We start from the raw sequence: 24,673 nt of genomic DNA, 5'->3' as shown, positions 1-24,673 counted from the left end.
TGCTAACATGAGCGATGCAGCCTGCTCAGCAGGCTGACTTCGCGTGCCCTGTGCGTCCCCGGACGCACCGACGTCGAGGCGACCTGGTCGCCTCGCGCCGCTCCCGGCCTCCACGTCCATTCGGTCCGAACCGCCTCACGGTGGGCTCGGCGGACGTGTGCCCGGGCACCAGGCAGTGGCGACCGACCGGTCGCCCGACAACCGACAAGCAGGCACACCCGCGGGTGTGCCCAGAAACAAGGAGAACGACCATGGCCGTCGTCACCATCCGCCAGCTGCTCGACAGCGGCGTCCACTTCGGACACCAGACCCGCCGCTGGAACCCGAAGGTGAAGCGCTTCATCCTCGCCGAGCGCTCGGGCATCCACATCATCGACCTGCAGCAGTCGCTCGGCTACATCGACAAGGCGTACGACTTCGTCAAGGAGACCGTCGCACACGGCGGCACCATCCTCTTCGTCGGCACGAAGAAGCAGGCCCAGGGCTCCATCGCCGAGCAGGCGAACCGCGTCGGCCAGCCCTTCGTCAACCAGCGCTGGCTCGGTGGCCTCCTGACCAACTTCCAGACGGTCTCGAAGCGCCTCGCCCGCATGAAAGAGCTCGAGGACATCGACTTCGACGACACCACGCAGGGCTTCACCAAGAAAGAACTGCTGATCAAGAAGCGTGAGCTCGACAAGCTCCACAAGACGCTCGGCGGAATCCGCAACCTCACCAAGACGCCGTCCGCCCTCTGGGTCGTCGACACCAAGAAAGAGCACCTCGCGATCGACGAGGCCAAGAAGCTGGGCATCCCGGTCATCGGCATCCTCGACACGAACTGCGACCCCGACGAGATCAACTTCCCGATCCCGGGCAACGACGACGCCATCCGTTCCGTCGGCCTGCTGACGCGCATCGTCGCCGACGCTGCCGCCGAGGGTCTGGTGCAGCGTCACCAGAAGCCCGAGGACGCCGACCAGCCCGTCGAGCCCATGGCCGAATGGGAGGCCGAGCTGCTCGCGCAGGGCGAGGCCAAGGCCGCCGACGCCGCCGCCGAGGCACCTGCTGCCGAGGCCCCCGTGGCCGAGGCCCCCGTCGAGGAGAACGACGCCGACGCGCAGGTCGCCGCGAAGCCCCTGGGCGAGCCGGTCGTCGAGCCCGTCGCCGAGGCGACCGAGGCCACCGCGGCCGAGCCGGCCGACGCCGACTCGAAGTAGTCCTCTCCTTCACCCTTCCGACTCCACGAAAGGAAGTCAGACACATGGCCAACTACACCATCGCTGACGTCAAGATCCTCCGTGACCGCCTCGGCGCGGGCATGGTCGACAGCAAGAACGCCCTCGAAGAAGCCGACGGCGACATCGAGAAGGCCGTCGAGATCCTCCGCGTCAAGGGACTGAAGGGCGTCGCCAAGCGCGAGGGCCGTCAGACCACCGCGGGTCTCGTCGCCGCCAAGCCCGGTTCGGGGTACGCCACGCTGATCGAGCTCGCCAGCGAGACCGACTTCGTCGCGAAGAACGAGAAGTTCGTCGCCCTGGCCGACCAGGTCCTCGAGGCGGTGCACGCGGGCGGAGCCTCCAGTGCCGCCGAGGGCAACGCCGCCGCGATCGGCGGCCAGACCGTCGAGGCCTTCGTCAACGACGAGGCCGCGCTCATGGGCGAGAAGGTCGAACTGCGCACCGTCAACCGCATCGAGGGCGAGCAGTTCGCCATCTACCTGCACAAGACCTCGAAGGACCTGCCCCCGCAGGTCGGCGTGGTCGTGGGCTACACGGGTGACGACGCCGAGACCGCTCGGTCGATCGCTCAGCACATCGCCTTCGCCGCGCCGACGTACCTGTCGCGCGACGACGTGCCGACCGAGCAGGTCGACAAGGAGCGAGCCATCGTCGAGGAGACCGCGAAGAACGAGGGCAAGCCGGAAGCGGCCCTGCCCAAGATCATCGAGGGACGCCTCACCGGCTTCTTCAAGGAGATCGCCCTGCTCGACCAGGCCTACGCGAAGGACAACAAGTTGTCCGTCGCCAAGGTGGTCGCCGAGGCCGGACTGACGATCACGGGCTTCGCCCGCATCAAGGTCGGCGCCTAGACAGCACCGTGACGGGGTCCGAGACGAACGTGTCTCGGACCCCGTTCCCATGCCCGGCCGAGGTGACGACGTCGGGTGCATCATCGGCGACGGACGGCGACCAGCCCGAACTCGCTAACCTGGCTACGGCCACGACGAGACGGAGACTCGCATGACATCGGAAACGACCGGACGACGACGCGTCCTGCTGAAGCTCTCGGGTGAGGCCTTCGGCGGCGGCCAGCTCGGCGTGAACCCCGACGTGGTCGGCTCCATCGCCCGTGAGATCGCCGACGCGGCGACCGACGTCGAGATCGCCATCGTGGTAGGTGGCGGCAACTTCTTCCGCGGTGCCGAACTCAGTCAGCGCGGCATGGACCGGGGCCGGGCCGACTACATGGGCATGCTGGGCACCGTCATGAACGCCCTCGCCCTCCAGGACTTCCTCGAGCAGGCCGGCGCTGCCACCCGCGTCCAGTCCGCCATCGCGATGACCCAGGTCGCCGAGCCGTACATCCCCCGTCGCGCCGAGCGGCACCTCGAGAAGGGGCGCGTCGTCATCTTCGGTGCCGGCGCCGGCCTGCCGTACTTCTCGACCGACACCGTCTCGGCCCAGCGAGCCCTCGAGATCGGGGCCTCCGAGGTGCTCGTCGCCAAGAACGGCGTGGACGGCGTCTACTCGGCCGACCCCCGGCACGACCCGTCGGCGGTCAAGCTCGACCAGCTCACGTACCAAGAGGCGCTGATGCAGGGGCTCAAGGTCGTCGACTCGACCGCCTTCAGTCTCTGCATGGACAACGGCATGCCCATGCACGTGTTCGGCATGGAAGGCGAGGGCAACATCGCCCGCGCCATCCGCGGCGAACGCATCGGAACAATCGTCAGCAACTAGACGACTAAACTCGACCGCGAACCGAACAAGGAGCACCAGTGGCGATCAACGACGTACTCACCGAGACGCGCGAGAAGATGGACAAGGCGCTCGACGCCGCCAAGAACGACTTCGGGACGGTGCGCACCGGCCGCATCAACCCCGCTCTGTTCCAGAAGATCCCGATCGACTACTACGGGACCCCGACCCCGCTGGCCCAGCTCGCCTCGCTGCAGGTGCCCGAGGCGCGCACCATGATCGTCACCCCCTACGACAAGACGGCCCTCAAAGAGATCGAGAAGGCCATCGCGACCTTCCCGAACCTCGGGGCCAACCCGACGAACGACGGCACGATCGTCCGAGTCACCATCCCCGAGCTGACGCAAGAGCGTCGCAAAGAGTTCGTCAAGCTCGTGCGCAGCAAGGGCGAGGACGCCAAGGTGCAGGTGCGCAACGTCCGTCGCAAGTCGAAAGAGGCGCTCGACGCCCAGAAGACCGAGGTCGGCGACGACGAGGTCGCTCGTGCCGAGAAAGAGCTCGAGTCGATCACCAAGGGGTACATCGACTCCATCGACGACGCGTTGAAGAAGAAAGAAGCGGAGCTGCTCGAGGTCTGATGAGACAGCGACCCGACGGCGCCGGCCCCGACGACTCGTCACCGGCTCAGAAGAGCACTCTCGGTAGTCGCCGGGCCGACTTCGACGCTCGAGCGCAAGCGGCCCGCCACGACATCGAGAGCCAACTGCGGGCAGGCAAGGCGCGCCTCGACTCGCGCAACGAGAAGTTGACGGCGCGCACCGGTCGCAACCTTCCGGCCGCCATCGCCGTGGGTGTCCTGCTCGGGGCCGCGGTCTTGTTGAGCCTGATCTTCGTCAAGGCGTTCTTCATCATCGTGGCGGCGGCCCTGATCGGTTCGTTGTGCTTCGAACTCGCCAGTGCCCTGCGCTTCGCCGGGCGCGACGTGCCCCGCCTCCCGAGCGTCCTCGCCGGCGTGGCCGTGGTCCCCGCGGCCTTCTACGGCGGAGCCGGCGGCCAGTGGGCCGCTCTGGTGGGCGGCATCGTCGTCGTCTCCGTGTGGCGCCTCGTCGAGACGGCCCGTCCGTCGCACCGAGCCGGCGCCTCCGCGCTGGGTCGTGATCTCGGTGCCGGTGCGTTCGTCCAGATCTACTGCTCGTTCCTCGGCAGCTTCATGGCCCTCATGGCTGCTCGACCCGACGGCCAGTGGTGGACCCTGTCGGCTCTCATCGTCGTGATCGCGGTCGACACCGGTGCCTACGCGACCGGCCTGAACTTCGGCAAGCACCCGATGGCGCCCCGCATCAGTCCCAAGAAGACCTGGGAGGGCTTCGCCGGTTCGGTGGCCGCCAGCCTCATCGCGGCCGTGCTGTTGTCGGTCTTCCTGCTCGACGAGCCGTGGTGGTTCGGTCTCGTCTTCGGTGGCGTCATCATCGTGACCGCCACCATCGGCGATCTGTCCGAATCCCTCATCAAGCGCGACCTGGGCATCAAAGACATCAGCACCTGGCTTCCCGGACACGGCGGGTTCCTCGACCGGCTCGACAGCACGTTGCCCTCGGCCGCCGCGGCCTACGCCCTGTACCTCCTCTTCGCGTGACGCCCGTCCGCCGGTACTGACCGGCCGCGCGTCCAGCGGCTTGCCATCGGCCCATGCGGCATGATGGTGGCCGTGAGCAGCACATTCCCGATCGTTCCCAAGGGCAAGCGGGGTTACGACGTCGACGAGGTCGACGCGTTCCTGGTCGAGGCCCGGAAGGCCTACGCCGGCGAGACCGGCCTCGGCATCGACTCCGCCCGCATCCGACGCACGGCCTTCGGGTTGACCAAGAACGGGTACTCGACGGCACACGTCGACGCCGCGCTCGAACGTCTCGAGGACGCCTTCGCCAGTCGGGAGCGCGAACGGGCCGTCTCGTCGGGCGCCGAGTCGACCTGGTTCTCGACCGCGCGCTCCGGGGCGGAAGACATCGTGGCCCGTCTCGAGCGACCGCAGGGCCACCGCTTCGACAGGGTGGGCATCCTCACGACCGGCTACCACCCGCGAGACGTCGACCGCCTCACCCGGCGGCTGCACGGCTACTTCACCGACGGCCGCCCCCTCAGCATCGACGACGTCCGGGCTTCGGTCTTCCGGGCGAAGCGCGGCGGTTACCGCGAGAGCCAGGTCGACCTGGTGCTCGACACGGTGGTCGACGTCATGCTGGCCGTCCGCTGACGGTCACGGCCGGGCCTCTCCTCTTCCCCCGAGCCTCCGACACGCTGACGGGTCGTCCCTGGCCCTCCGGCGTCCCATCGGTTACCCTGGACGGACTCATGGGCAGGCACGCAGCGAATCCGACCCCCGGTCCCTCTCGACGAGAGCACCCGGCCGCGGTCGAACGACCCTCGACCCGCCGGCGCATCCGCGTGCCGGCCTCGCAGAGCGTCGTGCGACGCCCCGCAGCCGGCTCCCTCGCGTTCACCGGTCCCGTCCGCGATGCCGTACCGGCCGCTCGTCGAACCGGATTCCCTCGACGGGTGGCAATTCCCCTCGTCGGTTTCTGTGCGTCGTTCGCCTTCGTGTCGGCCTCGCTCGTCAACCCCTTGGCCGGTGCCGAGGCCGCGACGACCGTTCCGGGCGCTGCGTCGGTGCTGACGGCCCCCGGTCAGACCCTCACGGTCGCCGGTGCCGCCGTGACCGTCGCCGACCGGGACGCCTACGGCGTGACCGAGTACGTGCCGCCGCCGCCCCCGCCCGTCGTGGTGGCCGAGACCGAGAAGCCCGCGGCCCCGTCGGGTGCGACGTCCGGCTCTGCCAAGAAGTCGTCGTCTGCTCCCGTGGCGGGTACCCCTGACCCGGGCAGCGCGAAGGCTGTCGCCGCCGAACTCGTGGCCGCTCGCGGCTGGGGCTCCGACCAGTACGACTGCCTGGTGTCGCTGTGGCAGAAAGAGTCCAGCTGGAACGTCTACGCGTCCAACCGGTCGAGTGGTGCCTACGGCATTCCCCAGGCCCTGCCGGGTAGCAAGATGGGCTCCGTCGGTGCCGACTGGCAGACCAATCCCGCCACGCAGATCACGTGGGGGCTGAACTACATCGGCGGCCGCTACGGCAACCCCTGCGGTGCTTGGGCCCATTCCGTCGCCAACAACTGGTACTGATCCGTCGCACGGCCCTCGACCTCGGGGGCCGTTGCTACGCTGGTCGTCATGCCCCGCAGCAACCGCTCCCGTCGCTCGCGCGACCGGCGTGACGCCGACGAGGCCTACGACGTCACCCGAGCGTCGTTCGGCGGCTTGACGGTCGAGACCAAACACGGGCGTTCGTTCAACGTCCAGTCGGTCTCGGCGACGTCGGCCGTCAAAGAGTACGTCTGCCCCGGCTGCTCCTTGGGCATCGCTCCCGCGACGCCGCACGTCGTGGCCTGGCGTGCCGACGGGCTGTTCGGTGCCGAGGACGACCTGGCGGCCCGCCGCCATTGGCACACCCACTGCTGGAGGATCTCGTGACGACCCCCGACGCCGACGCTCTCGAGATCCGCGGGGGCGTCCTGCTGCCCGCGCGGCGTGAGGACGTCGAACTGCACACCGGCGACGGGCTGACCCTGGTGGGCGAGCTGAGCCTCCCGGCGGACCGCGAGCCCGTCGGCACGATCGTCGCGTTGCACCCTCTGCCCACCGCCGGCGGGTTCATGGACTCCCACGTCATCAGGAAGGCCGCGGCCCGTCTTCCGGCCCTGGCCGACCTCGCCGTGCTCAGGTTCAACTTCCGCGGGGTGTCGTCTCCGCGAGGTCGGTCCGAGGGTGAGTTCGGCGAGGGGGTGGCCGAAGCGGCCGACCTCGCCGCCGCCGTGGCCTTCGTGGGCGATCGCGGTCTGCCCACCCCGTGGTTGGTGGGTTGGTCGTTCGGCACCGAAGTCGCCCTGAAGCACGGCCTCGACGTCGAGGTGGCCGGCGTCGTGCTGCTGTCCCCACCACTGCACCGCACGTCCGACGCCGAACTCGGGGCGTGGCACGACTCCGGGCGGGCCGTGGTGGCCGTCGTGCCCGAGTTCGACGACTACCTGCGTCCCGACGAGGCGCGACGTCGCTTCGCCCTCGTTCCCGAGGCCGAGGTGGTCGCCGTCGAGGGAGGCAAGCACCTCTGGGTCGGCGAGAAGCAGACCAGTCGCGTGCTGACCGAGATCGTCCGTCGGGTCGCGCCCGGTGCCCTGCCGCTGCCGTCCACCTGGCCGCCCCGCGCCTCCTGACGGTGCCTCCGCCGGACGGCGGACTGTCCACCACGCCGGGCTCGGAGCGACCGGGGCGTAGCGCGTCTCAGAGCTGGTTCTGGCGTGGCACGTAGACCTCGCGGATGATCAGCAGGATCGACGCGGCGACGGGGATGGCGATGAGTGCGCCGAGCACTCCCAGCAGGGTGCCACCGACGAGGGCCGCGATGACGACGATCACGCCCGGGACGCGGACCGCCCGCCGCATGATGCGCGGGCTCAGCAGGTAGGCCTCGACCTGCATGTAGACCAGGTAGTAGACGGCTGTCGTCACCCAGGTGGCCGGTGACTGGGGCAACAGCGCGATCTGTGCCAGCACGATGATCGCCGAACCGCTGATGGTGCCGACGAGGGGGATGATCGACCCCAGGAACGCGATGAACGCGAAGACCGCCGGCTGTTGGGCTCCGATGATGGTGAGGAACACGAAGCTCAGGATGCCGTTGAGCGCCGCGAGCGTGAACTGGCCGATGACGTACCGACCCACCGATTGGCTGATCTGTTCGGAGATGTCGACGAACGTGGCCCGCTTCGAGGCCGGGACGAGCTGGTAGAGCGCGCGCTTGACGCTGTTGATCGACGAGGTGAAGTAGATCGTCAGGATGACCACGACGACCGTGCCGAAGAGGCCGTTGCCGATCGCGACGCCGACGGCGAGGACCCCGCCGCCGATCGTGACGACGTTGTCGGGGTTGGTCAGGAAGTCGACGATGGAGTCGAGCGCGTCCTGCACGTCGAAGACGTTCTGGGGGACGAGTTCTTGCAGGTTGTCGACGAACTGCTGGGTGGTGACGCTCTGCAGGTACGACGTCAGCGCCTGGATGAGGCTCGTGGTCTGCTGCACGATGACGGGCACGATCGCGAAGACGACGCCCACGAAGGCGCCCACCACGGCCACGAGGACGATCACGATGGCGATGCCCCGGGGCACCCGACGCTTCTCGAGCCACGAGACGACCGGGTCGAGCCCCAGCGAGATGAACAGGGCCGCGCCCACGTAGGTCAGGATCGTCGAGAGCTGGCCGACGGCACCCCCGATGACGAGGGCGACGAGCACTCCCAGCCCCGCGAGCAGACCGATGCGGAACGGGTTGTGGATCTTCACGGGCGGGCTCCTGTCGACGGCACGGGCCGGTCGAGGTCACGGCGGCACCGACTGCCCGACACGGCCTGTCGCCCTACTCTGACGTACCGCCGCCGACTTGTCCGATCATGCCACGCAGGTTCTCGAAGTACTCCGCGACGGCGTCGCGTTCGGCCGTGATCTCGGCCAGGCGTTCTTCGGCGTCGCCGATGAGGTCGTCGGCCCGCTGCTGGGCATCGGCCAGGATCGACCGTGAGCGTTCGTCGGCGTTGGTGAGCACCTCGTGGGCCGTCTCGTCGGCGTCCGTCCGGGTGGTGCGGGCGTACTCGAGCGCGGTGCGTTCGAGGTCGTCGGCCTCGCGCCGGACCTCGGTGGCACGACGGGTGGCCTCGGCGAGCTGCTCGGCCGCCGCGTCGAGCAGCTCCTGGGTCTCGGCGACGGCGTGCTGGTGTCGCTGCGTGAGCTCGACCTCGGCCTCGTCGCGACGGGCCAGCAGCTCGACCTCGAGGTCGGCGCGCCCCTGGTCGACGTCGCGGCGCAGGTCGGCGACGGCCCGTTCGCGGTCGGCCTCGAGCCCGGCGCGGACCCGGACGTCGTCGGCGGCCAGGCGGGCGCGCTGGGCCTCGGTCTCGTCCGCCAGGGCGGCGCGGGCCTCGACGGTCTCGGCGGCGAGTTCGGCGCGTGCCTGCTCGATCTCGGTCGCGAGTTCGGCCCGCCGGTCGGCGTCCTCGCGGGCGAGACGGTCGGCCTGCGCCTCGCTCTCGCGGGTGAGGCGCTCGTCGGTCTCGACGGTGATGCGCGCGATGCGTTCGCGTGACGTGGTCTCGGCGAGGTCGAGTTCGTCGCGCCGGCGCCGGGTCTCGCGGTCGAGCTCGGTGCGGGCGTCGCCGACCTCTTTCTCGAGTTCGGCACGGGCCTGTGCGATCTCGGCCGCGAGGCGGTCACGACCGGTCGCGATCTCGCGCTCGAGCTCGACCCGGGTGGATTCGACCTCGTCGGTGAGGTCGGCACGGGTGGCGTCGACGTCGCGGGCGAGGAGCGCGCGGGTCTCGGCGACCTCGTGGGCGAGCTCGGCACGGGCCGCGGCGACGTCGCGTTCGAGTTCGGCGCGCTGGGCCGCGACGTCGTCGGCCAGCTCGGCGCGGGCGGCCGTGATCTCGCGGTCGAGTTCGGCGCGGCGGGCGCCGACCTCGGCGTCGAGGTCGGCGCGGGTGGTCTCGTCGAGTCGGGCCAGCTCGGCGCGGACGGTGACGCCCTCGCGCTCGAGGTCGGCGCGATGCCGCCCGGAGTCGCTCTCGAAGACGGCTCGGGCCTCGCGCGTGTCGGCGGCGAGGGTGTCGGCCTCGTCGCGGGCCTCGGCGAGGTCGCGGGCGACGGCGGCCCGCTGCTCGGCGACTTCGTGCTCGACCTCGGCACGCAGCGCGGCTGCCTCGCGTCGAGCCGTCGAGACGTTCTGGGCCGCCTCGGTGGCGGACGAGCCGCGGATCGAGATGGCGTCGCGCTGGGCCTCTTGCAGCAGGTCGCGTGCTTCGGCCTTGGCGCGTGCGACCAGACGGTCGGCGTCGGCGGTGGACTCGGCGACCTGCGCCGCGGCGCGGCCCCGGGCGTCGTCGAGCACGGACGTGGCCCGTTCGCTCGCGTCGTCCAGCAGGCGCTTCGCCTCGGCCGTCGAGGACGAGCGCAGGGCCTCGGCGTCGATGTCGGCCTGGCTGATCACCAGGGTGGACTGCTGTTCGGCCAGACGCAGGGTCTGCTCGAGCTTGCTGCCGAGACCGGAGTACGTGGGGGTGCCGGCCTCTTCGAGCTCGGCACGGATCTCGTCCACCCGCTGCTGGAGGAACGCGACCTCGCTCGCCCGGTCGGCCCGGTCGGCGTTGGCCTTGATGAGCTCCCGCCGCAGGTCGCCGAGCACGCGGTCGACCTCGTCCTTGCGGTAGCCCCGGAGTTCGATGCCGAAATCGGCTTCGTCAGCAGCCACGGTGTCTCCTTCGATGCAGGGTTCGGACCAGGGGAGCGCGGCCCGCGACACGATGCTAGTGGGAGGCCCTCGACGGACCCCGATCCACGGGTTAGGTGCCTCTCAGCCTCGTCGGATACGCTGAGCCATCTTAAATTCTGCTGCCGCGCCCGGCCCCCTGGCCAGGCTCGTGCGAGGCCCGTCGTCGACCACGACGGTTCCTGGCGCCCCGACCGGGATGGTGGCTCGGAGGGAGAGAAACGTGCGTTTCATCGTCGCAGTCGTCGTCGTCGTCCTGGCGGCGGTGATGGTGGCGTTGGGCTTCGCCCAGCGCACCGTCTTCGCACCGCCGCCGAGCGTGTCGTCCCAGGTCGACACCGCCGACTCCGACGCGACCGTCACGGTCGTCCCGGCCTCGGCGCTGCACGGCCGCGACGGGCGTCAGACGGTCTCGGTGTCGGGCGGCGACACCGCCTTCGCCGCCTACGGCCGCACGTCGGACGTCCTCGGGTGGGTCGGCGACGCCAGCTACAACGAGGTCGAGTACGACGAGGCGTCCGGTCGGCTCGTCAGCCGCACGGTCGCCGGCGACACCACCGAGGTGCCCGACCCGACGGACTCCGACCTCTGGTTCGACCAGTTCGCGGGCAACGACCTCACCTTCTCGCTCGACGCGCCCGACGACGTCTCCCTCCTCATCGTCTCGGACGGCAGCCAGCCCGCCCCGTCCGACGTCCGCATCACCTGGCCGCTCTCGACCGCGACGCCCCTGGCCGGGCCGCTGATCGTCGGTGGGCTCGTGGTCCTGCTGATCGGCATCGGCCTGTACGTCTGGGCGATCCTGCACCACCGCCGGACGCGTGGCCCCCGTCGGCGCTCGGGTGACGGGAAGCGACCCCGCCTGTCGCGTCGGGCCGGTCGCAAGGCGGTCAAGGCGCTCGACGCCGCCGGCACCGAGACCCTGGCGCCCGGCCGCGGTCGTGCCCGCGGCATCCGTCGGTTCGCCGCCGTGGCGCCGATCGTGCTGGTCTCCTCGCTCGCCCTGTCGGCGTGCACCGCCGACTACTGGCCGCAGCAGGCGCCGGCGGCGGGTTCCGACTCGTCCACGCCGACCCCGACGCCCACCTCGACCGACGGCACGGACTCCGGCGACCAGGGCAACGCGCTGCAGCCCCCGGTGATCAGCGTCGCCCAGGCGAAGCGCATCGTCGAACGCATCTCGGCCACGGCGACCGAGGCCGACGCATCGCTGAACGCCGACCTCGCGGCCACCCGTTTCACGGGTCCGGCCCTCGAGCAGCGTCAGGCGAACTACACCATCCGTTCCAAGGACGCTGCCGCCGCCGCGCCCCTGGCGATCCCCACGGGCACCGTCACGCTGACGCTGCCGCAGCAGGCCGACTCGTGGCCGCGCTCGGCGTTCGTCGTCGTGCAGGACGCCGACGCGAGCGTGGCGCCCGTCGCCCTCACCCTCGAGCAAGAGAGCGCCCGCGACCCGTACAAGGTCGAGTACGCGGTCAGCCTGCAGACGCAGACCCCGTTGACCGTCGCACCCGCCTCGATCGGCGCCGCCCGGCTCTCGCCCGACGTCAAGCTGCTCACGCTGCAGCCCGACCAGCTGGCCGAGGCCTACGGCGACATCCTTCGCAACGGCGACGAGAGCCAGTACGCCGCCCAGTTCCAGACCGAGGGCGACACGCTGCGTGAGAAGATCGGCAAGGCCTACAAGGACGCGAAGCGTGCGGCCCTGCCCACCACGGCGTCCATCGACTACACGTCCCAGGCCGACGACGAGACCCCCGTCGCCTTCGCCACGAACGACGCCGGTGCCATCGTCTCGGTCGCGTTGAACGAGATCGAGACCGTCAAGCCGACGGCCACGGGTGCCAAGGTCAACCCCGAGGGCACCGTCAAGACCCTGCTGGGGCTCGACGAGTCGTCGAAGGGCATCGAGGCGACCTACGGCGTCGAGCTCTTGTTCTCCGTCCCGCCCGTCGGCAGCGACGACCCCATCGTCCTGCTCGGTTTCAGCCAGGCCCTCACCTCTGCCAAGGAGCTGCCATGACCAACCTCCCTCCCGTCCCCGCCGGTCTCCGCGGCGCCGTCGACCTCTCGTCGCTCGTCAACCGTCCGCCGGCCCCCGCCCCGGCGGGTCCGTCCGCCGGGGCGCCCGTCGACGGTGCGCCCGCAGGAGGCGCGGGTGGCGTCCCGGCCCCGTCCGCCGGTCAGGTCGCGGTGCCGGGCCTCGTGCTCGACGCGACCGACGCCACCTTCACGCAGGTCCTCGAGATCAGCAACACCGTCCCCGTGATCGTCGACCTGTGGGCGGAATGGTGCGGCCCGTGCAAGCAGCTGTCGCCCGTCCTCGACAAGCTGGTCGGCGAGTACGCCGGCCGCCTGCTGCTCGTGAAGGTCGACGTCGACGCCAACCCCCAGCTGACGCAGGCCTTCCAGGCGCAGTCGATCCCGGCGGTCGCCGCCGTGATCGGCGGTCGTCCCGTCCAGCTCTTCGTGGGGGCCCTGCCCGAGGCCCAGGTCCGCGACGTCTTCGAGCAGGTGCTCGAGCTGGCCGCGCAGAACGGCGTGACCGGCACGGCGGTCGTCGACGGCGCCCCGGTGGGCGAGGCCGACGAGGTCGAGCCCGAGCCGGAACCGCTGCCTCCGCACCACCAGGACGCTTACGACGCGATCGACCGGGGCGACTACGCCGCGGCCATCACGGCCTACAAGACCGCCATCGCGCAGGACCCTCGTGACCAGCTCGCCGTGGCGGGCCTCGCCCAGGTCTCACTGCTCGAGCGGCTGCAGGGGGCGTCGCTGTCCGACGTCCGTGCGGCGGCCGCCGCCGCCCCCACCGACCTCGACGCCCAGCTCGACGTGGCCGACCTCGACCTCAGCGGGGGGCACATCGACGACGCCTTCGACCGCGTGCTGACCGTCTTCCCGTCGCTCGACCCCCACGGCCGTGACGCCGCCCGGGCCCGCCTGCTCGAGTACTTCGAGATCGTCGGGGTGGACGACCCCCGGGTGGCGACCGCCCGTCGTCGTCTGGCGATGCTGCTGTACTGAGCCGCGCCTCCTGCACGGATGACGGAACCCCCGCGACCCGGAAGGGGCGCGGGGGTTCCGTCGTGTGTCGGCGTCGGATCAGCGGCGCAGCTTGAGCCAGACGACCCCGAGCGGCGGCAGCTGGACGTCGGCGGCCGCGGGGCGACCGGCCCAGGGCTCGTCGGTGGCGGTGACTCCGCCGAAGTTGCCCACGCCCGAACCGCCGTAGACCTCGGCGTCGGTGTTGAGGATCTCGTCCCAGCGACCGGCCTCGGGCAGGCCGAAGCGCATGTGCACCGGTTCGCCCGAGAAGTTCGCCAGGACGGCGATCGACTCGCCCGAGCCGGACTTGCGCATGAAGGCCACGACGCTGTGCTGCGCGGCACCGCCGTCGATCCACTCGAAGCCGTCGGTGTCGAAGTCGTGCGCCCAGAGAGCCGGCTCGTCGCGGTAGACCTCGTTGAGGCGGGCCACCAGGCCGTGGAGCCCCTGGTGGGCGGGCTGGTCGAGGATCCACCAGTCGAGCCCTCGTTCTTCGCTCCACTCGCCGGGCTGGCCGAACTCGCTGCCCATGAAGAGCAGCTGCTTGCCGGGGTGGCCCCACATGTAGGCGAGGTAGGCCCGCACGTTGGCGAGCTTCTGCCACTCGTCGCCGGGCATCTTGTTGAGCAGGGACCCCTTGCCGTGCACGACTTCGTCGTGGCTGATCGGCAGCATGAAGTTCTCGCTGAACGCGTAGACGAACGAGAACGTGATCTCGCCGTGGTGGTGCGAGCGGTAGAGCGGGTCCTCGGCGACGTAGCCGAGGGTGTCGTGCATCCAGCCCATGTTCCACTTGAGGCCGAAGCCCAGGCCGCCCTCGCTGGTCGGGCGGGTGACGCCGGGCCAGCTCGTGCTCTCTTCGGCGATCATGACGATGCCGGGGTGGCGCTTGTACGCCGTCGCGTTCGCCTCTTGCAAGAAGCTGATCGCCTCGAGGTTCTCGCGCCCGCCGAACTCGTTCGGCAACCACTCGCCCTCGTTGCGGCTGTAGTCGAGGTAGAGCATCGAGGCGACGGCGTCGACGCGCAGCCCGTCGATGTGGAACTCCTCGAGCCAGTACAGCGCGTTCGAGACGAGGAAGTTGCGCACCTGCGAGTCGCCGAAGTTGAAGACCAACGTGCCCCAGTCGGGCTGCTCGCCGCGGCGGGGGTCGGAGTGCTCGTAGACGGCGCGACCGTCGAACTTCGCGAGGGCCCACTCGTCCTTCGGGAAGTGCCCGGGCACCCAGTCCATGATGACGCCGATCCCGGCCTGGTGCAGGCGGTCGATCAGGTAGCGCAGGTCGTCCGGGCTGCCGAAACGGCTGGTCACGGCGTAGTAACCGGTGACCTGGTAGCCCCAGGAGCCGCCGAAGGGGTGCTCGGCGAGCGGCATGAACTCGACGTGGGTGAACCCGAGCTCGCCGACGTACTCGATGAGCTGGTCGGCGAGTTCGCGGTAGTTCAGGCCCGGCCGCCAGGAGCCGACGTGCAGCTCGTACACGCTCATCGGTCCGGAGTGGACGTCGTTCTCGGCCCGGGCGGTCATCCAGGCGTCGTCGGCCCAGGCGTGGGCGGCCTTCGTGACGACGGACCCGGTGAGCGGCGGCACCTCGGAGGTGCGCGCCATGGGGTCGGCGCGCTCGACCCAGACGTCGTCGGGCGTGAGCACCTCGTACTTGTAGATCCCGTCCGTGACGCCGGGCACGAAGAGCTCCCAGACGCCGTTGCCGTCGAGGCGGCGCATCGCGTGCCGCTCGCCGTCCCAGCCGTTGAGGTCGCCCTTGACGCGGACGGCGCGGGCGTGCGGCGCCCAGACGGCGAAGGAGGTGCCGGTCACGCCCTCGTGCTCGCGGACGTGGCTGCCGAGCATCTTCCAGAGCTGCTCGTGGCGGCCCTCTCCGAAGAGGTACAGGTCGAACTCGGTGACGGTGGGGGCGAAGCGGTAGGGGTCGTCCGAGACCCACGCCGCGCCTCCTTCGTAGGTCGCCTCGACGGTGTAGGCGCCCACGGGCTCGTTCGTGACGCCCTGCCAGAGGCCGTGGGCCACGTGCTCGAGGGCGAAGGACGACCCGGAGGCGCCGGTCACGGTGACGGTGTCGGCCAGCGGTCGGACGACGCGGACGGCGGTGCGACCGCCGCGGGGGTGGGCACCCAGGACGGCGTGCGGGTGGCCGTGGGTGCCGTTGGCGGCCGAGAAGACCTCGTCGTCGCCCAGGGCGAAGGAGGTGTCGGGCTCGGTCGGGGGAGTGGTGGTCATCGGGTCGCTCCTACGGGGCTCGGTTGAGGTCGACGGAGAGGACGTGCACCGGTTCGACGAAGGCGTCCAGTCGGACGTAGTTGTCGTCGCCCCAGGTCCACGACTGACCGGTGATCAGGTCGCGGACGGTGTAGGTGCCACCGGGCTGCAGGCCGAACTTCGTGACGTCGAGGTGGACGGTCGTCTCGCGCGCCGAGTGCGGGTCGACGTTGGCGACGACGATGATGCCGTCGGCGCGTCCGCTGCGGGTGTGCGCACGGGACAGGTACTTCGAGAACACGAGGATCGACTCGTCGTCGCTCGAGTGGATCTCGAGGTTGCGCAGCTGGCGCAGGGCCGGGTGGGAGGCGCGGATGCGGTTGAGCTGCGTCAGGTACGGCGCCAGCGAGGCCCCCGCCTCTTCGGCGGCGGCCCAGTCACGGGGCTTGTACTCGTACTTCTCGTTGTCGATGTTCTCTTCGCTGCCCGGGCGGGCGACGTCCTCGAAGAGCTCGTAGCCCGAGTAGACGCCCCAGGTCGGCGAAGCCGTCGCGGCGATAGCGGCACGGATCTTGTAGGCCGCGGGACCGCCGAACTGCAGGTAGGGGGTCAGGATGTCGTGCGTGTTGACGAAGAAGTTCGGGCGCAGCCAGGCGCTCGTCTCCTTCGACAGCTCGTCGAGGTACTCCTCGAGCTCCCACTTCTCGTTGCGCCAGGTGAAGTACGTGTACGACTGGTGGAACCCCACCTGCGCCAACGCCTGCATCATGGCCGGCTTCGTGAACGCCTCGGAGAGGAAGATGACCTCGGGGTTCGTCTGCCGGATCTCGTGCAGCAGCCACTCCCAGAAGCGCACGGGCTTCGTGTGCGGGTTGTCGACCCGGAAGATCGTGACGCCGAGTTCGATCCAGTGACGGACGATGCGGAGCACCTCGCGGCTGACGCCCTCGTAGTCGTTGTCGAAGTTCAGGGGGTAGATGTCCTGGTACTTCTTGGGCGGGTTCTCGGCGTAGGCGATCGTCCCGTCGGGCAGGGTCGTGAACCACTCGGGGTGCTCGGTGACCCAGGGGTGGTCGGGCGAGCACTGCAGGGCCAGGTCGAGCGCGAGTTCGAGACCGGCGTTCTTCGCCGCGTCGACGAACCAGCGGAAGTCGGCGACCGTGCCGAGGTCGGGGTGCACCGCGTCGTGCCCGCCGTCGGGCGAACCGATCGCGTAGGGCGATCCGGGATCGTTCGGCCCCGCGGTCAACGTGTTGTTCGGGCCCTTGCGGAAGGTCGTCCCGATCGGGTGCACGGGCGGGATGTACACGACGTCGAAGCCCATGCGGGCGATCGAGGGCAGGCGGCGGGCCGCGGTGCGGAACGTGCCGCTCTTCCAGGTGCCGTCGGCCTGCTTGCGGGCGCCCTCGCTGCGGGGGAAGAACTCGTACCAGCTGCCGAGGCCGGCGCGGCTGCGTTCGACGCGGAGCGCCTCGGGGGCGCTGCGCGTGACGAGGCTCGCGAGCGGCGTCACCAGGAGGACCGCGGCGAGGCGCGGATCAGTGGCGACGCGGAGTCGCGAGGCGGGGGAGAGGGCGGGGTTCGCGAGGGCCTTGGCCGCGTCGCGGATCAGGGTCGTGTCGGGGTGGTTCTCGACGGCCTCGGTCAGCAGTCGACTGCCGAGGGCGAACGTGACCTCGACGTCGAGACCGGCCGGCACCTTGATCTCGGCCGCGTGCAGCCACGTGGCCCAGTCGTCGGTGTAGGCCTCGACCTGCCAGGACCAGTCGCCCTCGACCTCGAGCTGTACCTGGGCCGTCCACCGGTCGGTGCCGGGGATGCCGGCGACCATCCGGTGCCGGGTCTCGGCGCCCTCGGGGTCGATCGTGACGAGGTCGGCCCCGATCAGGTCGTGGCCCTCGCGGAAGACGGTCGCCCCGAAGGTGACCACCTCGCCGGAGAAGGCCTTCGTCGGGAACACTCGGTCGGGGGTCGTCGGGGTGAGGCCCGTGATGGGGATCCGCCCGACTCTGGGTTCGTATGCTGTCGCCACGTTGTCGACCGTACCCGGTCTGGCCCGCCCGGTCCCGGCCCGGGGCCCCGCAGGGCCGACGGTCGACGATCGGGGTGCGGAAGAGGCGATTCGGGGTACAAAAACGTGTCCACCCTGTCGCCGACAGACGCCCCGGTCCGTTTTGTCCCCCCAACTGGGTGCATGCATCGGCATGAATCCCCTGTCGGCACTTTGGGGGACCGCGTAATGTCGATCCTGTCGTCGCGGCCTGCCCGCCCGAAGAACCCGAACTCCTCGAGAGCCCGGCGCCCGACGACACCGATCGGCCGCCCGACCCGGAGCCGACAGCCCCTGCAGCGCCGTGCGCCACCCCGAAGTCGACCCGACCGACGGCGCACGGCGGTGCTCGAGCGCGCCTCGGCGCGCGGAACAGGACCGACATGAACAAGCTCGTCACGGGTGCCGTCGCCGGTGCCGCCGGCATCGCCCTCCTCCTCGGCGGCGCCGGGACCTTCGCCCTCTGGAACGCCAGCACAGAGGTCAACGCCGCCAGCGTCGCCTCGGGCACGCTCTCGCTCACCCAGTCGTCGGCGGGCAGCTGGACCGACGTGACGAACGGTCGCAGCACGGCCCTCACGGCCGCCCAGGTCGCCGCCTACAAGATCGTCCCGGGCACCAAGCTGCAGTTCACGCAGCCGATCACCATCGCCGCCTCGGGCAACGACCTGCGCGCCGACCTGACCTACGACGCGACCTCGGTCACCGGCAGCCTCAAGCCGTACGTGACCAACACGATGGTCCTGTCGACGGCCGCCGGCGGCACGACGCTGCCCTCGGGCGTGACCGCGGGCAGCACGGCCGGCAGCTACGTCGTGGCTCCCGTCTCCGCCGGCAGCACCTCGGCCGTCGTGACCTTCGTCGTCGAGCTGCCCTCGACGGTGTCCGACGCCGCCAGCCAGGGCGGCACGCTCGACCTGAGCAAGCTGACCTTCACGCTGAAGCAGCGCGCCATCGCGTAGCGGGTGTCGGCGGCCCGACGGCCACCGCACCCCGTCACCCACCGGCGACCGGACCGCACCCGACGCGGTCCGGTCGCCCCCTTCCGTCCGTCCGTCCCGCCCAGGGACCCACGGGCCGCCGCATCGCACGATCGACCACCAGGGGGTGAGACGTTGACCGGACCGTCCCGCGGACGCGCGCGTCACCGCTCGGTCGAGCGCGCCTCCTCGTCCCGCCGTCCGCTGCGCTCCCTGTGGGCGGCGACCGCCGTCGTGGCCGGCGCGGTCACCGTCGCCCTCGTGGCGACCGGGGGGACCTACGCGCTGTGGAACTCCTCCGTCAAGCCGACGGCCGTCACGGTCGGTTCGGGGACGGCGGGCCTCTCGGTCGGCGCCGTCAAGGCCCTCGACACGTCCGCGCTCGGCCCCGGCGGCGCGACCGCGGGGACGTTCACCGCGACCAACACGGGGTCGGTCGACCTGGCCATGCGGGTGTCGGCCGGGACCACCACGGCGTCCGCGTCCGCCCTGCCCGGCGAGCTGACCGTCAGGCTCGCCGCCGTGGCGAGGGCCGCGGACTGCGTCGTCGGCGTCGGCGGCTACTCGGCCCGGCCCGCCGCGTTCGACACGGGGAGCGGGTACTTCACGTTGCCGGCCGGAGTCACCGTCACCGGCTGCGTCGTCGTGACACTCGACTCGGACGTCCCGGCGACCCTGCAGAACCAGACCTCGTCGATCGGGCTCGTCCTGACCGGGACGCAGGTGGCCCCGTGAGCGGGCGCCGCCCCGTGAACGGGCGCCGCCCCGTGAGCGGCCGCCGCACCGTGAGCGGGCGCCGGCCCCGGACGACCACGCGATCGACGCTGGCCGCCGTCGTCGTGGGCGTGATCGTCGGTGTGGCCCTGGCCTCGGGAGGCGCGGCGTCCGCCCTCTGGACGGCGTCCGCCACCGTCACCGAACAGGTCAGGACCGGCGCCGTCGGCCTCACGGCCGGCACCCTCGACGCCCTGCAGGCCGACTACGCCGGATCGACCAGGTCGCTCACGGCGCCCTGGACGTTCACGAACTCGGGGACGGTCGCGGCGTCCTACTCGACGAGCGGCAGCCTGAGCTCGGGCAGCTCCGCCGCCCTCGCCGCGTCGATCGCCGTCGTCGCGTGGCCGGTGACCGCCGCGTCCGCGTGCACGTCGACGACCGCCGTCGGCCCGGGCAGCGTCAGCGGCACCTGGTCCGCCGTGCCGAACCTCACCGGGACGTTGGCGAGCAAGGCCGCCGCGACCTGGTGCCTCCGCACCTCGATCGCGACGTCCTCTCCCACCGGGCGCGTGAACCCGGTCCTCACGGCGTCGCTCGCCTCCGGGTCGTGGGCCGCCACGCCGCAGGACCGCCGGATCGTCCAGAACAACACGATCGTCCCCCCGCAGACGGCGGTCTGCCGCACCGACGGCGAGGCCTACGCCTGGCTCGACTTCGACCCGTCGACCCGGGCGACCGCGACCCGGTACGCGACCTACGTCGGCGGCACCCGGATCTCGAACGACGAGCGGACCGGCGACTACCCGCACTTCGCGTTCACCCGCGACAACCTGCCCAGGGACCCCTTCGGCGACGGCCCGATCCACGTCGACATCCGCGTGATGGTCGACGGGCAGCCGACCGACCTCATGGCCGTCGGCACGGTCACGGTGGTCTACGACCAGTACGGCACGAGGAACATCCAGTGCGGGTGACCGGCGGTCGGGCGGTCGCGGTCGTCGTCGCCGTCGCGGCGGTCGTCCTGGGCCCCGGCGTCGTCTCGGCCGCGGCTCCCGCCACGGCCTCGACCGCGCCTCGCCTCATGGTGAGCGACGACGGCCGACACTGGCAGGGTCGCCTCGACTCCGCTCTCTTCGGCGACGGACTGCGGCTCGTCCCCGGGGCCGGCACGGTGGGCACCTTCTGGGTCAAGAACCTGTCGAGCGCGCCGGCCGTGCTCAGCGCCCGCCTCGTCGACGTCACGACCTCGTCGCCCGCGTTCGCCGAGGCGGTCACGGTCCGCTCGCACTCCGACCTCGACGTCGGCGACCTGCCGCCCGTCACCCTGTCCGGCGACGGGTGCACCCCCGTGCTCGCGCCGGTCCGCCTCGCCGCCGGGCAGGAGGCCCCGGTCACCGTCTCGGTCGACCTCGACGCCTCCGCCGCCGCGGGCACCGGTGACCAGACCCTGGACTTCGCCGTGCTCGTCACGCTCACAGGGCTGGCCGGGTCGGCCGTGCCGGCCGGCTGCGCGTCGGCCGGGACCGCCGGCGCGGCGGACCCCGCCGAGACGAGCACAGGAGGCGCGGGAGGCGACCGTGCCTCGAGCGCGACGATCGAGGCGGTGGCGACCCGCGCCTCCTCGGCCGGTGCGGCCGACGAGACGGCGCCCTCCGTCGGCGACGGCGCCTCGCGCGGGGCCGCCGACGGGTCGGGCGCGGACACCGAGCTGCCCGTCCACTCCCTGGACGTGCTCGACGACTTCGTGCCGGAGCCCTTGCGGGGCAGCTGGCTGCCGCTGCTGATCGCGGCGATCGCGGTGCTGTCGGGCGCGTTCGTGGCGGTCGGACGCCGTCGCCCGGACGAGGTCGACCCCTCGGGGGAGCAGCCGTGAGCGGCCGCCGCGCCGCCGTGAGCGGCCGCCGCGCCGCTGTGCGCGAAAAGGGGCTGGTGCACGCTCTCGGCCTCGGCCTCAGTGCGGGGCTGTTCGTGCTCGTGCTCGGCCTCGCGACCGTGTTGGTCGTCGTGCCGAAGGTCGCGGGGGCGACGCCCCTGACCGTGTTGACCAGTTCGATGGAGCCGCGGCTGCCCCCGGGCACGCTGATCGTGGTGAAGCCGACCCCGACCGACGAGATCCGGATCGGTGACGTCGTGACCTACCAGATCGAGAGCGGCCGCCCCGAGGTGATCAGCCACCGGGTGACCGAGATCGTGTCGTCGTCGGACGGCGGCACGGCGTTCGTCACCCAGGGCGACAACAACTCCGAACCCGACGAGGCGCTCGTGCTGCCCGAACAGGTCCGCGGCACGCTGTGGTACTCGGTGCCGTGGCTCGGCTTCGTCAACCAGGTCGTGAACGGCGACGCCCGGTCGTGGATCGTGCCGCTGCTGGCGATCGCGCTGCTCGGCTACGCGGGCTACTCGGTGGCCGCCGGCCTGGTGGAGGCGCAGCGACGGCGGGCGGGGACGCGGAAGGCCCGCCCGGCCCCGCGCTGAGCGGGGGCCGGACGGGCCCGGGGGAGGCGTCTACTTCGTGAAGCCGACGACCGTCCAGTCCACGTCGCTGGCACCGGCGCGGGCGCCGAAGTTCGCGAGCTTGGGGCTCTGGAACGAGATGTACGGCGCCTGGATGATCGGCATCGAGTGCCCGATCTCCCAGATCTTCTCGTCGGCCTGGTTGTACAGGTCGGCGGCCTTCTCGGGATCGCCCTCGGCGACGGCCTGGCTGAGCAGGTCGTCGATCTCGGGGCTCGAGACGCGACCGTAGTTCTGGCCCTGCTCGTCCGAGTTGTAGATGCTGACGCCGGACGCCTGGTAGCCGGTACCGGCCCAGACGAAGATCGTCATGTCGTAGTTGCCCGGGGTGACGTTGTCCTCGAAGAACGAGTCGACGCTGACGGCGTTGATCGTCAGCTTGATGCCGACCGCGGCGAGCTGGCTCTGCATGACCTCGGACAGCTGCTGCGAGATGGGCGTGCCGGACGGGATCGTCACGGCGATCTCGAGCTGCTTCCCGTCCTTCTCGAGCACGTCGCCGTTCAGCTCCCACCCGTCGTCGGCCAGGATCTTCTTCGCCTCGTCGACGTCGTAGTTCCCGGTCTCCTTCGCATTGTCCTGGTAGGCGCCGTCGGTGCTGAGGAACAGGTGGTTGTTCAGCGTGGTCAGCTCGTAGGGCAGGGTGCCCGTGATGACCTTGCCGAGCGCCTCGCGGTCGACCGCGTGCTGGATCGCCTGACGGATCTTCTCGTCGGCGAGCACGCCCTTGGTGCTGAAGTCGACGTGCGTGTAGCGAGCCGACGGTGCCGCCCGGATGTCGGTGTCCTTCGCGTCCTTCAGGCGGTCGTAGCGCTCCGACGAGTTGCCCGTGACGAAGTCGATCTCACCGTTCAGGTAGGCGTCGACGTCGGCGTCGCTGTCGAGGGCGCGGAAGACCACCGAGTCCAGCTTCGGGGCGTCGCCCCACCAGGTCTCGTTGGGCACGATCGTGACCGTCTGGGCGGTCGTGTCGATCTTCTCGACCTCGTAGGGGCCGCCCGAGACGGGCAGGGTGTCGACGTAGGCCGTGTTGAAGGCGTTCGGGTCGTTGTAGAGGCTCGCGGGGTAGAGCGGGGCGAACATGCTCTTCCAGTCCGAGAACGGCTCGGCGTAGGTCACGACGACCTGCTTGTCGCTCGAGCCCGCCTCGACGGAGGCCATGCGGTCGGGGCCGAGGGTGCTGCCGACGAGGTACTCGGGGTTCGAACCGTCGAGTGCGGTCTTCCAGGCCTGGAAGTCGGCGACCGTGATCGGGGTGCCGTCGTTCCACACCGCGTCGGGGTTGATGTCGTAGGTCACGACCAGCGGGTCCTCGCTGGTGGCCTCGGCGCTCGTGACGAGGTTCTCGTCGATCTGCGCGACGCCCTTCTCGTCGATGCGGAACGGCTGGGGCAGCACGGCGCTCTCGATCAGCGAGGCGTCGGCCAGGGCGCCGTCGAGCTGGCCGTAGTTCCACTGCGAGGGCAGCTGGCTGAGCGGCAAGGTCAGCGTCCCGCCCTGCTCGACATCGGCCGCCGCCGTGGCGTTGATGTCGCCGTCGGGGGACAACTGGCCGTTCTTCGCGGCTCCGTCGCCGTCGTTGCCGCCGCCACCGCTGCACGCCGTGACGACGAGAGCGATGCTGACGAGGCCGGCCGCGAGGCCGAGCTTCTTCGTGATCTTCATGGCACTCCGAACTGAAGGGTGGTGAAAAGTGCTGATCAGACGGGATGCTGCATCGTCGTCGACTCGTGCGGGCACGCGTCGCGACACCTCCCGAGAGCTGACCGCGTGTGCCCAAATGTACGGACGCCTTGAATCCACGCAAACTTTCATGTGAATTTGTTACACGCTCGAAACCTGGCCAGCTGGTCGGGCCGCGGGGTACGTCTAGTGTGATCTGCCATGGCTCGATTCCTCGCCCGCCGGCTGGTGTACTACGTCGCCCTGGTCTTCATCGCGACGTCGCTCACCTACTTCCTCGCCTCGGCGACCCTCAACCCGCGCTCCGTCTACGCCGACCGCAACCCGCGTCCGTCCACCGAGATCGTCGACGCGAAGCTCAGCTCGATCGGGGTCAACGACAAGGACCCTCTCGGCGAGCGCTACGTGCACTGGGTCGGCGGCGCCCTCACGGGCGACCTCGGGCAGACCATCCAGGACAAGCCGGTGGCGCAGGAGTTCGGGCCGAGGCTGGGCGTCAGCCTGCGCCTCCTGCTGGTGGGATCGATTCTCGGCATCGTGCTGGCCGTCGTGGTCGGCACCTGGAACGCCATCCGGCAGTACGCGTTCTCGGACCGCGTGTCGTCGGTGCTGTCGTTCGTCCTGATCTCGACGCCGGTGTTCCTCACGGCGGTGCTGCTCAAGATCGGGGCGACGAAGCTCAACGACGTCCTGGGGTACCAGCTGATCACCTTCACGGGCGAGGCGACGCCCAACCTGACCGGCGGGCTCGGCACGATCGCCTGGGACCGCATCGCCCACCTGCTGCTGCCCACCATCTCGATCGGCGTCGGCCTGATCGCCGTCTACAGCCGGTACCAACGGGCGACGATGCTCGACGTGCTGCAGGCCGACTACATCCGCACCGCCCGGGCCAAGGGCCTGCGACGTCGGCCGGCGATCTTCAAGCACGGGCTGCGCACCGCGCTCATCCCGATGACGACGCTGTTCGCCTTCGCGTTCCTCGGGGTGCTGACCGGTGCGACCTTCACCGAGAAGATCTTCGCCTGGAACGGCCTCGGCGCCTGGTTCATCGACGCCGTCCAGGCCAACGACATCAACGTCGTCGTCACCTACACCCTCTACAGCGCCGTCGTCGTGCTGCTCGCCGGCTTCGTGTCGGACGTGCTCAACGCGGTGCTCGACCCGCGCGTCCGAGCGCAGAAGTAGGGCCGCG

The 24,673-nt window shown here is 70.6% G+C and carries 22 protein-coding genes; 17 read left to right on the top strand and 5 right to left on the bottom strand.

Going from position 1 to position 24,673, the window contains the following annotated elements:
• The first annotated feature begins 251 nt into the window (after positions 1-251).
• The 9 genes from rpsB to OVA02_RS13635 all read left to right on the top strand — a co-directional run bounded on the left by rpsB (position 252) and on the right by OVA02_RS13635 (position 7,165).
• The gene (gene rpsB / locus OVA02_RS13675; RefSeq protein ID WP_056046166.1) at positions 252-1,199 is read left to right on the top strand and encodes a 30S ribosomal protein S2; all 948 of its coding nucleotides are present in this window, start codon (positions 252-254) and stop codon (positions 1,197-1,199) included.
• A 44-nt stretch (positions 1,200-1,243) separates the two neighbouring features.
• Positions 1,244-2,071, top strand: coding sequence for a translation elongation factor Ts (tsf, locus tag OVA02_RS13670; RefSeq protein WP_056046164.1), 828 nt, complete (start codon positions 1,244-1,246; stop codon positions 2,069-2,071).
• Positions 2,072-2,222: 151 nt separating this feature from the next.
• Positions 2,223-2,942, top strand: a complete 720-nt coding sequence (gene pyrH, locus OVA02_RS13665; protein ID WP_056046162.1) for a UMP kinase — start codon at positions 2,223-2,225, stop codon at positions 2,940-2,942.
• A 77-nt stretch (positions 2,943-3,019) separates the two neighbouring features.
• The gene (frr, locus tag OVA02_RS13660; protein ID WP_054145670.1) at positions 3,020-3,538 is read left to right on the top strand and encodes a ribosome recycling factor; all 519 of its coding nucleotides are present in this window, start codon (positions 3,020-3,022) and stop codon (positions 3,536-3,538) included.
• The gene (locus OVA02_RS13655) at positions 3,538-4,536 is read left to right on the top strand and encodes a phosphatidate cytidylyltransferase (RefSeq protein WP_082460278.1); all 999 of its coding nucleotides are present in this window, start codon (positions 3,538-3,540) and stop codon (positions 4,534-4,536) included. The genes frr and OVA02_RS13655 overlap by 1 nt, the downstream gene beginning before the upstream one ends.
• 63 nt (positions 4,537-4,599) lie before the next feature.
• A complete protein-coding gene (locus OVA02_RS13650; RefSeq protein ID WP_056047652.1) occupies positions 4,600-5,154 on the top strand; it encodes a DivIVA domain-containing protein in 555 nt (184 codons plus the stop codon).
• Positions 5,155-5,456: 302 nt separating this feature from the next.
• Positions 5,457-6,077, top strand: coding sequence for a lytic transglycosylase domain-containing protein (locus tag OVA02_RS13645; protein WP_056046159.1), 621 nt, complete (start codon positions 5,457-5,459; stop codon positions 6,075-6,077).
• Between the two features lie 48 nt (positions 6,078-6,125).
• A complete protein-coding gene (locus OVA02_RS13640; protein ID WP_056046157.1) occupies positions 6,126-6,425 on the top strand; it encodes a hypothetical protein in 300 nt (99 codons plus the stop codon).
• Positions 6,422-7,165 carry an alpha/beta hydrolase gene (locus tag OVA02_RS13635; protein ID WP_235452591.1) on the top strand — a complete coding sequence of 248 codons (744 nt, stop codon included), beginning with the start codon at positions 6,422-6,424 and terminating at the stop codon, positions 7,163-7,165. The genes OVA02_RS13640 and OVA02_RS13635 overlap by 4 nt, the downstream gene beginning before the upstream one ends.
• A 67-nt stretch (positions 7,166-7,232) precedes the next feature.
• Here OVA02_RS13635 and OVA02_RS13630 read toward each other — a convergent pair whose 3' ends face one another.
• Together OVA02_RS13630 and OVA02_RS13625 are read right to left on the bottom strand one after the other, a co-directional pair.
• Positions 7,233-8,291, bottom strand: coding sequence for an AI-2E family transporter (locus tag OVA02_RS13630; RefSeq protein ID WP_056046155.1), 1,059 nt, complete (start codon positions 8,289-8,291; stop codon positions 7,233-7,235).
• A gap of 73 nt (positions 8,292-8,364) precedes the next feature.
• A complete protein-coding gene (locus OVA02_RS13625; protein ID WP_267658697.1) occupies positions 8,365-10,248 on the bottom strand; it encodes a DivIVA domain-containing protein in 1,884 nt (627 codons plus the stop codon).
• 241 nt (positions 10,249-10,489) lie between these two features.
• Here OVA02_RS13625 and OVA02_RS13620 point away from each other — a divergent pair, with 241 nt between their 5' ends.
• Positions 10,490-12,292: a hypothetical protein gene (locus tag OVA02_RS13620; RefSeq protein WP_056046149.1), complete on the top strand. Its 1,803-nt coding sequence runs from the start codon at positions 10,490-10,492 to the stop codon at positions 12,290-12,292.
• Complete coding sequence (locus OVA02_RS13615) at positions 12,289-13,296, top strand: tetratricopeptide repeat protein (protein WP_267658696.1); 1,008 nt, start codon at positions 12,289-12,291, stop codon at positions 13,294-13,296. The genes OVA02_RS13620 and OVA02_RS13615 overlap by 4 nt, the downstream gene beginning before the upstream one ends.
• A 78-nt stretch (positions 13,297-13,374) precedes the next feature.
• Here the strand turns inward: OVA02_RS13615 and glgB are convergent, their stop codons facing one another.
• Together glgB and OVA02_RS13605 are read right to left on the bottom strand one after the other, a co-directional pair.
• Positions 13,375-15,555, bottom strand: coding sequence for a 1,4-alpha-glucan branching protein GlgB (glgB, locus tag OVA02_RS13610; protein ID WP_056046145.1), 2,181 nt, complete (start codon positions 15,553-15,555; stop codon positions 13,375-13,377).
• A gap of 10 nt (positions 15,556-15,565) precedes the next feature.
• Positions 15,566-17,566 carry an alpha-1,4-glucan--maltose-1-phosphate maltosyltransferase gene (locus OVA02_RS13605; protein WP_235452587.1) on the bottom strand — a complete coding sequence of 667 codons (2,001 nt, stop codon included), beginning with the start codon at positions 17,564-17,566 and terminating at the stop codon, positions 15,566-15,568.
• A 401-nt stretch (positions 17,567-17,967) separates the two neighbouring features.
• Here OVA02_RS13605 and OVA02_RS13600 point away from each other — a divergent pair, with 401 nt between their 5' ends.
• The 5 genes from OVA02_RS13600 to OVA02_RS13580 all read left to right on the top strand — a co-directional run bounded on the left by OVA02_RS13600 (position 17,968) and on the right by OVA02_RS13580 (position 21,756).
• Positions 17,968-18,546, top strand: coding sequence for an alternate-type signal peptide domain-containing protein (locus OVA02_RS13600; RefSeq protein WP_056046143.1), 579 nt, complete (start codon positions 17,968-17,970; stop codon positions 18,544-18,546).
• 153 nt (positions 18,547-18,699) lie between these two features.
• Positions 18,700-19,299, top strand: a complete 600-nt coding sequence (locus tag OVA02_RS13595; protein WP_056046140.1) for a TasA family protein — start codon at positions 18,700-18,702, stop codon at positions 19,297-19,299.
• Positions 19,296-20,255, top strand: coding sequence for a hypothetical protein (locus tag OVA02_RS13590; RefSeq protein ID WP_056046138.1), 960 nt, complete (start codon positions 19,296-19,298; stop codon positions 20,253-20,255). The genes OVA02_RS13595 and OVA02_RS13590 overlap by 4 nt, the downstream gene beginning before the upstream one ends.
• On the top strand, positions 20,252-21,154 hold the full coding sequence (locus OVA02_RS13585; RefSeq protein WP_267658695.1) for a hypothetical protein: 903 nt from the start codon (positions 20,252-20,254) through the stop codon (positions 21,152-21,154). Before OVA02_RS13590 ends, OVA02_RS13585 begins: the two co-directional genes overlap by 4 nt.
• Entirely contained in the window at positions 21,151-21,756 is a 606-nt protein-coding gene (locus OVA02_RS13580) for a signal peptidase I (RefSeq protein ID WP_056046134.1), read from the top strand. Before OVA02_RS13585 ends, OVA02_RS13580 begins: the two co-directional genes overlap by 4 nt.
• 30 nt (positions 21,757-21,786) lie before the next feature.
• Here the strand turns inward: OVA02_RS13580 and OVA02_RS13575 are convergent, their stop codons facing one another.
• Positions 21,787-23,460, bottom strand: a complete 1,674-nt coding sequence (locus tag OVA02_RS13575) for an ABC transporter family substrate-binding protein (RefSeq protein ID WP_056046131.1) — start codon at positions 23,458-23,460, stop codon at positions 21,787-21,789.
• A gap of 219 nt (positions 23,461-23,679) precedes the next feature.
• Here OVA02_RS13575 and OVA02_RS13570 point away from each other — a divergent pair, with 219 nt between their 5' ends.
• Positions 23,680-24,666 (top strand): ABC transporter permease, encoded by a 987-nt coding sequence (locus tag OVA02_RS13570; RefSeq protein ID WP_056046129.1) that lies wholly within the window; start codon positions 23,680-23,682, stop codon positions 24,664-24,666.
• Positions 24,667-24,673 lie beyond the last annotated feature (7 nt).

This window comes from Frigoribacterium sp. SL97 (assembly GCF_026625765.1).
Taxonomy (GTDB): Bacteria; Actinomycetota; Actinomycetes; order Actinomycetales; family Microbacteriaceae; genus Frigoribacterium.
The sequence above is the reverse complement of the archived record's forward strand: the minus strand, read 5'-3'. Positions and strand labels throughout refer to the sequence as shown.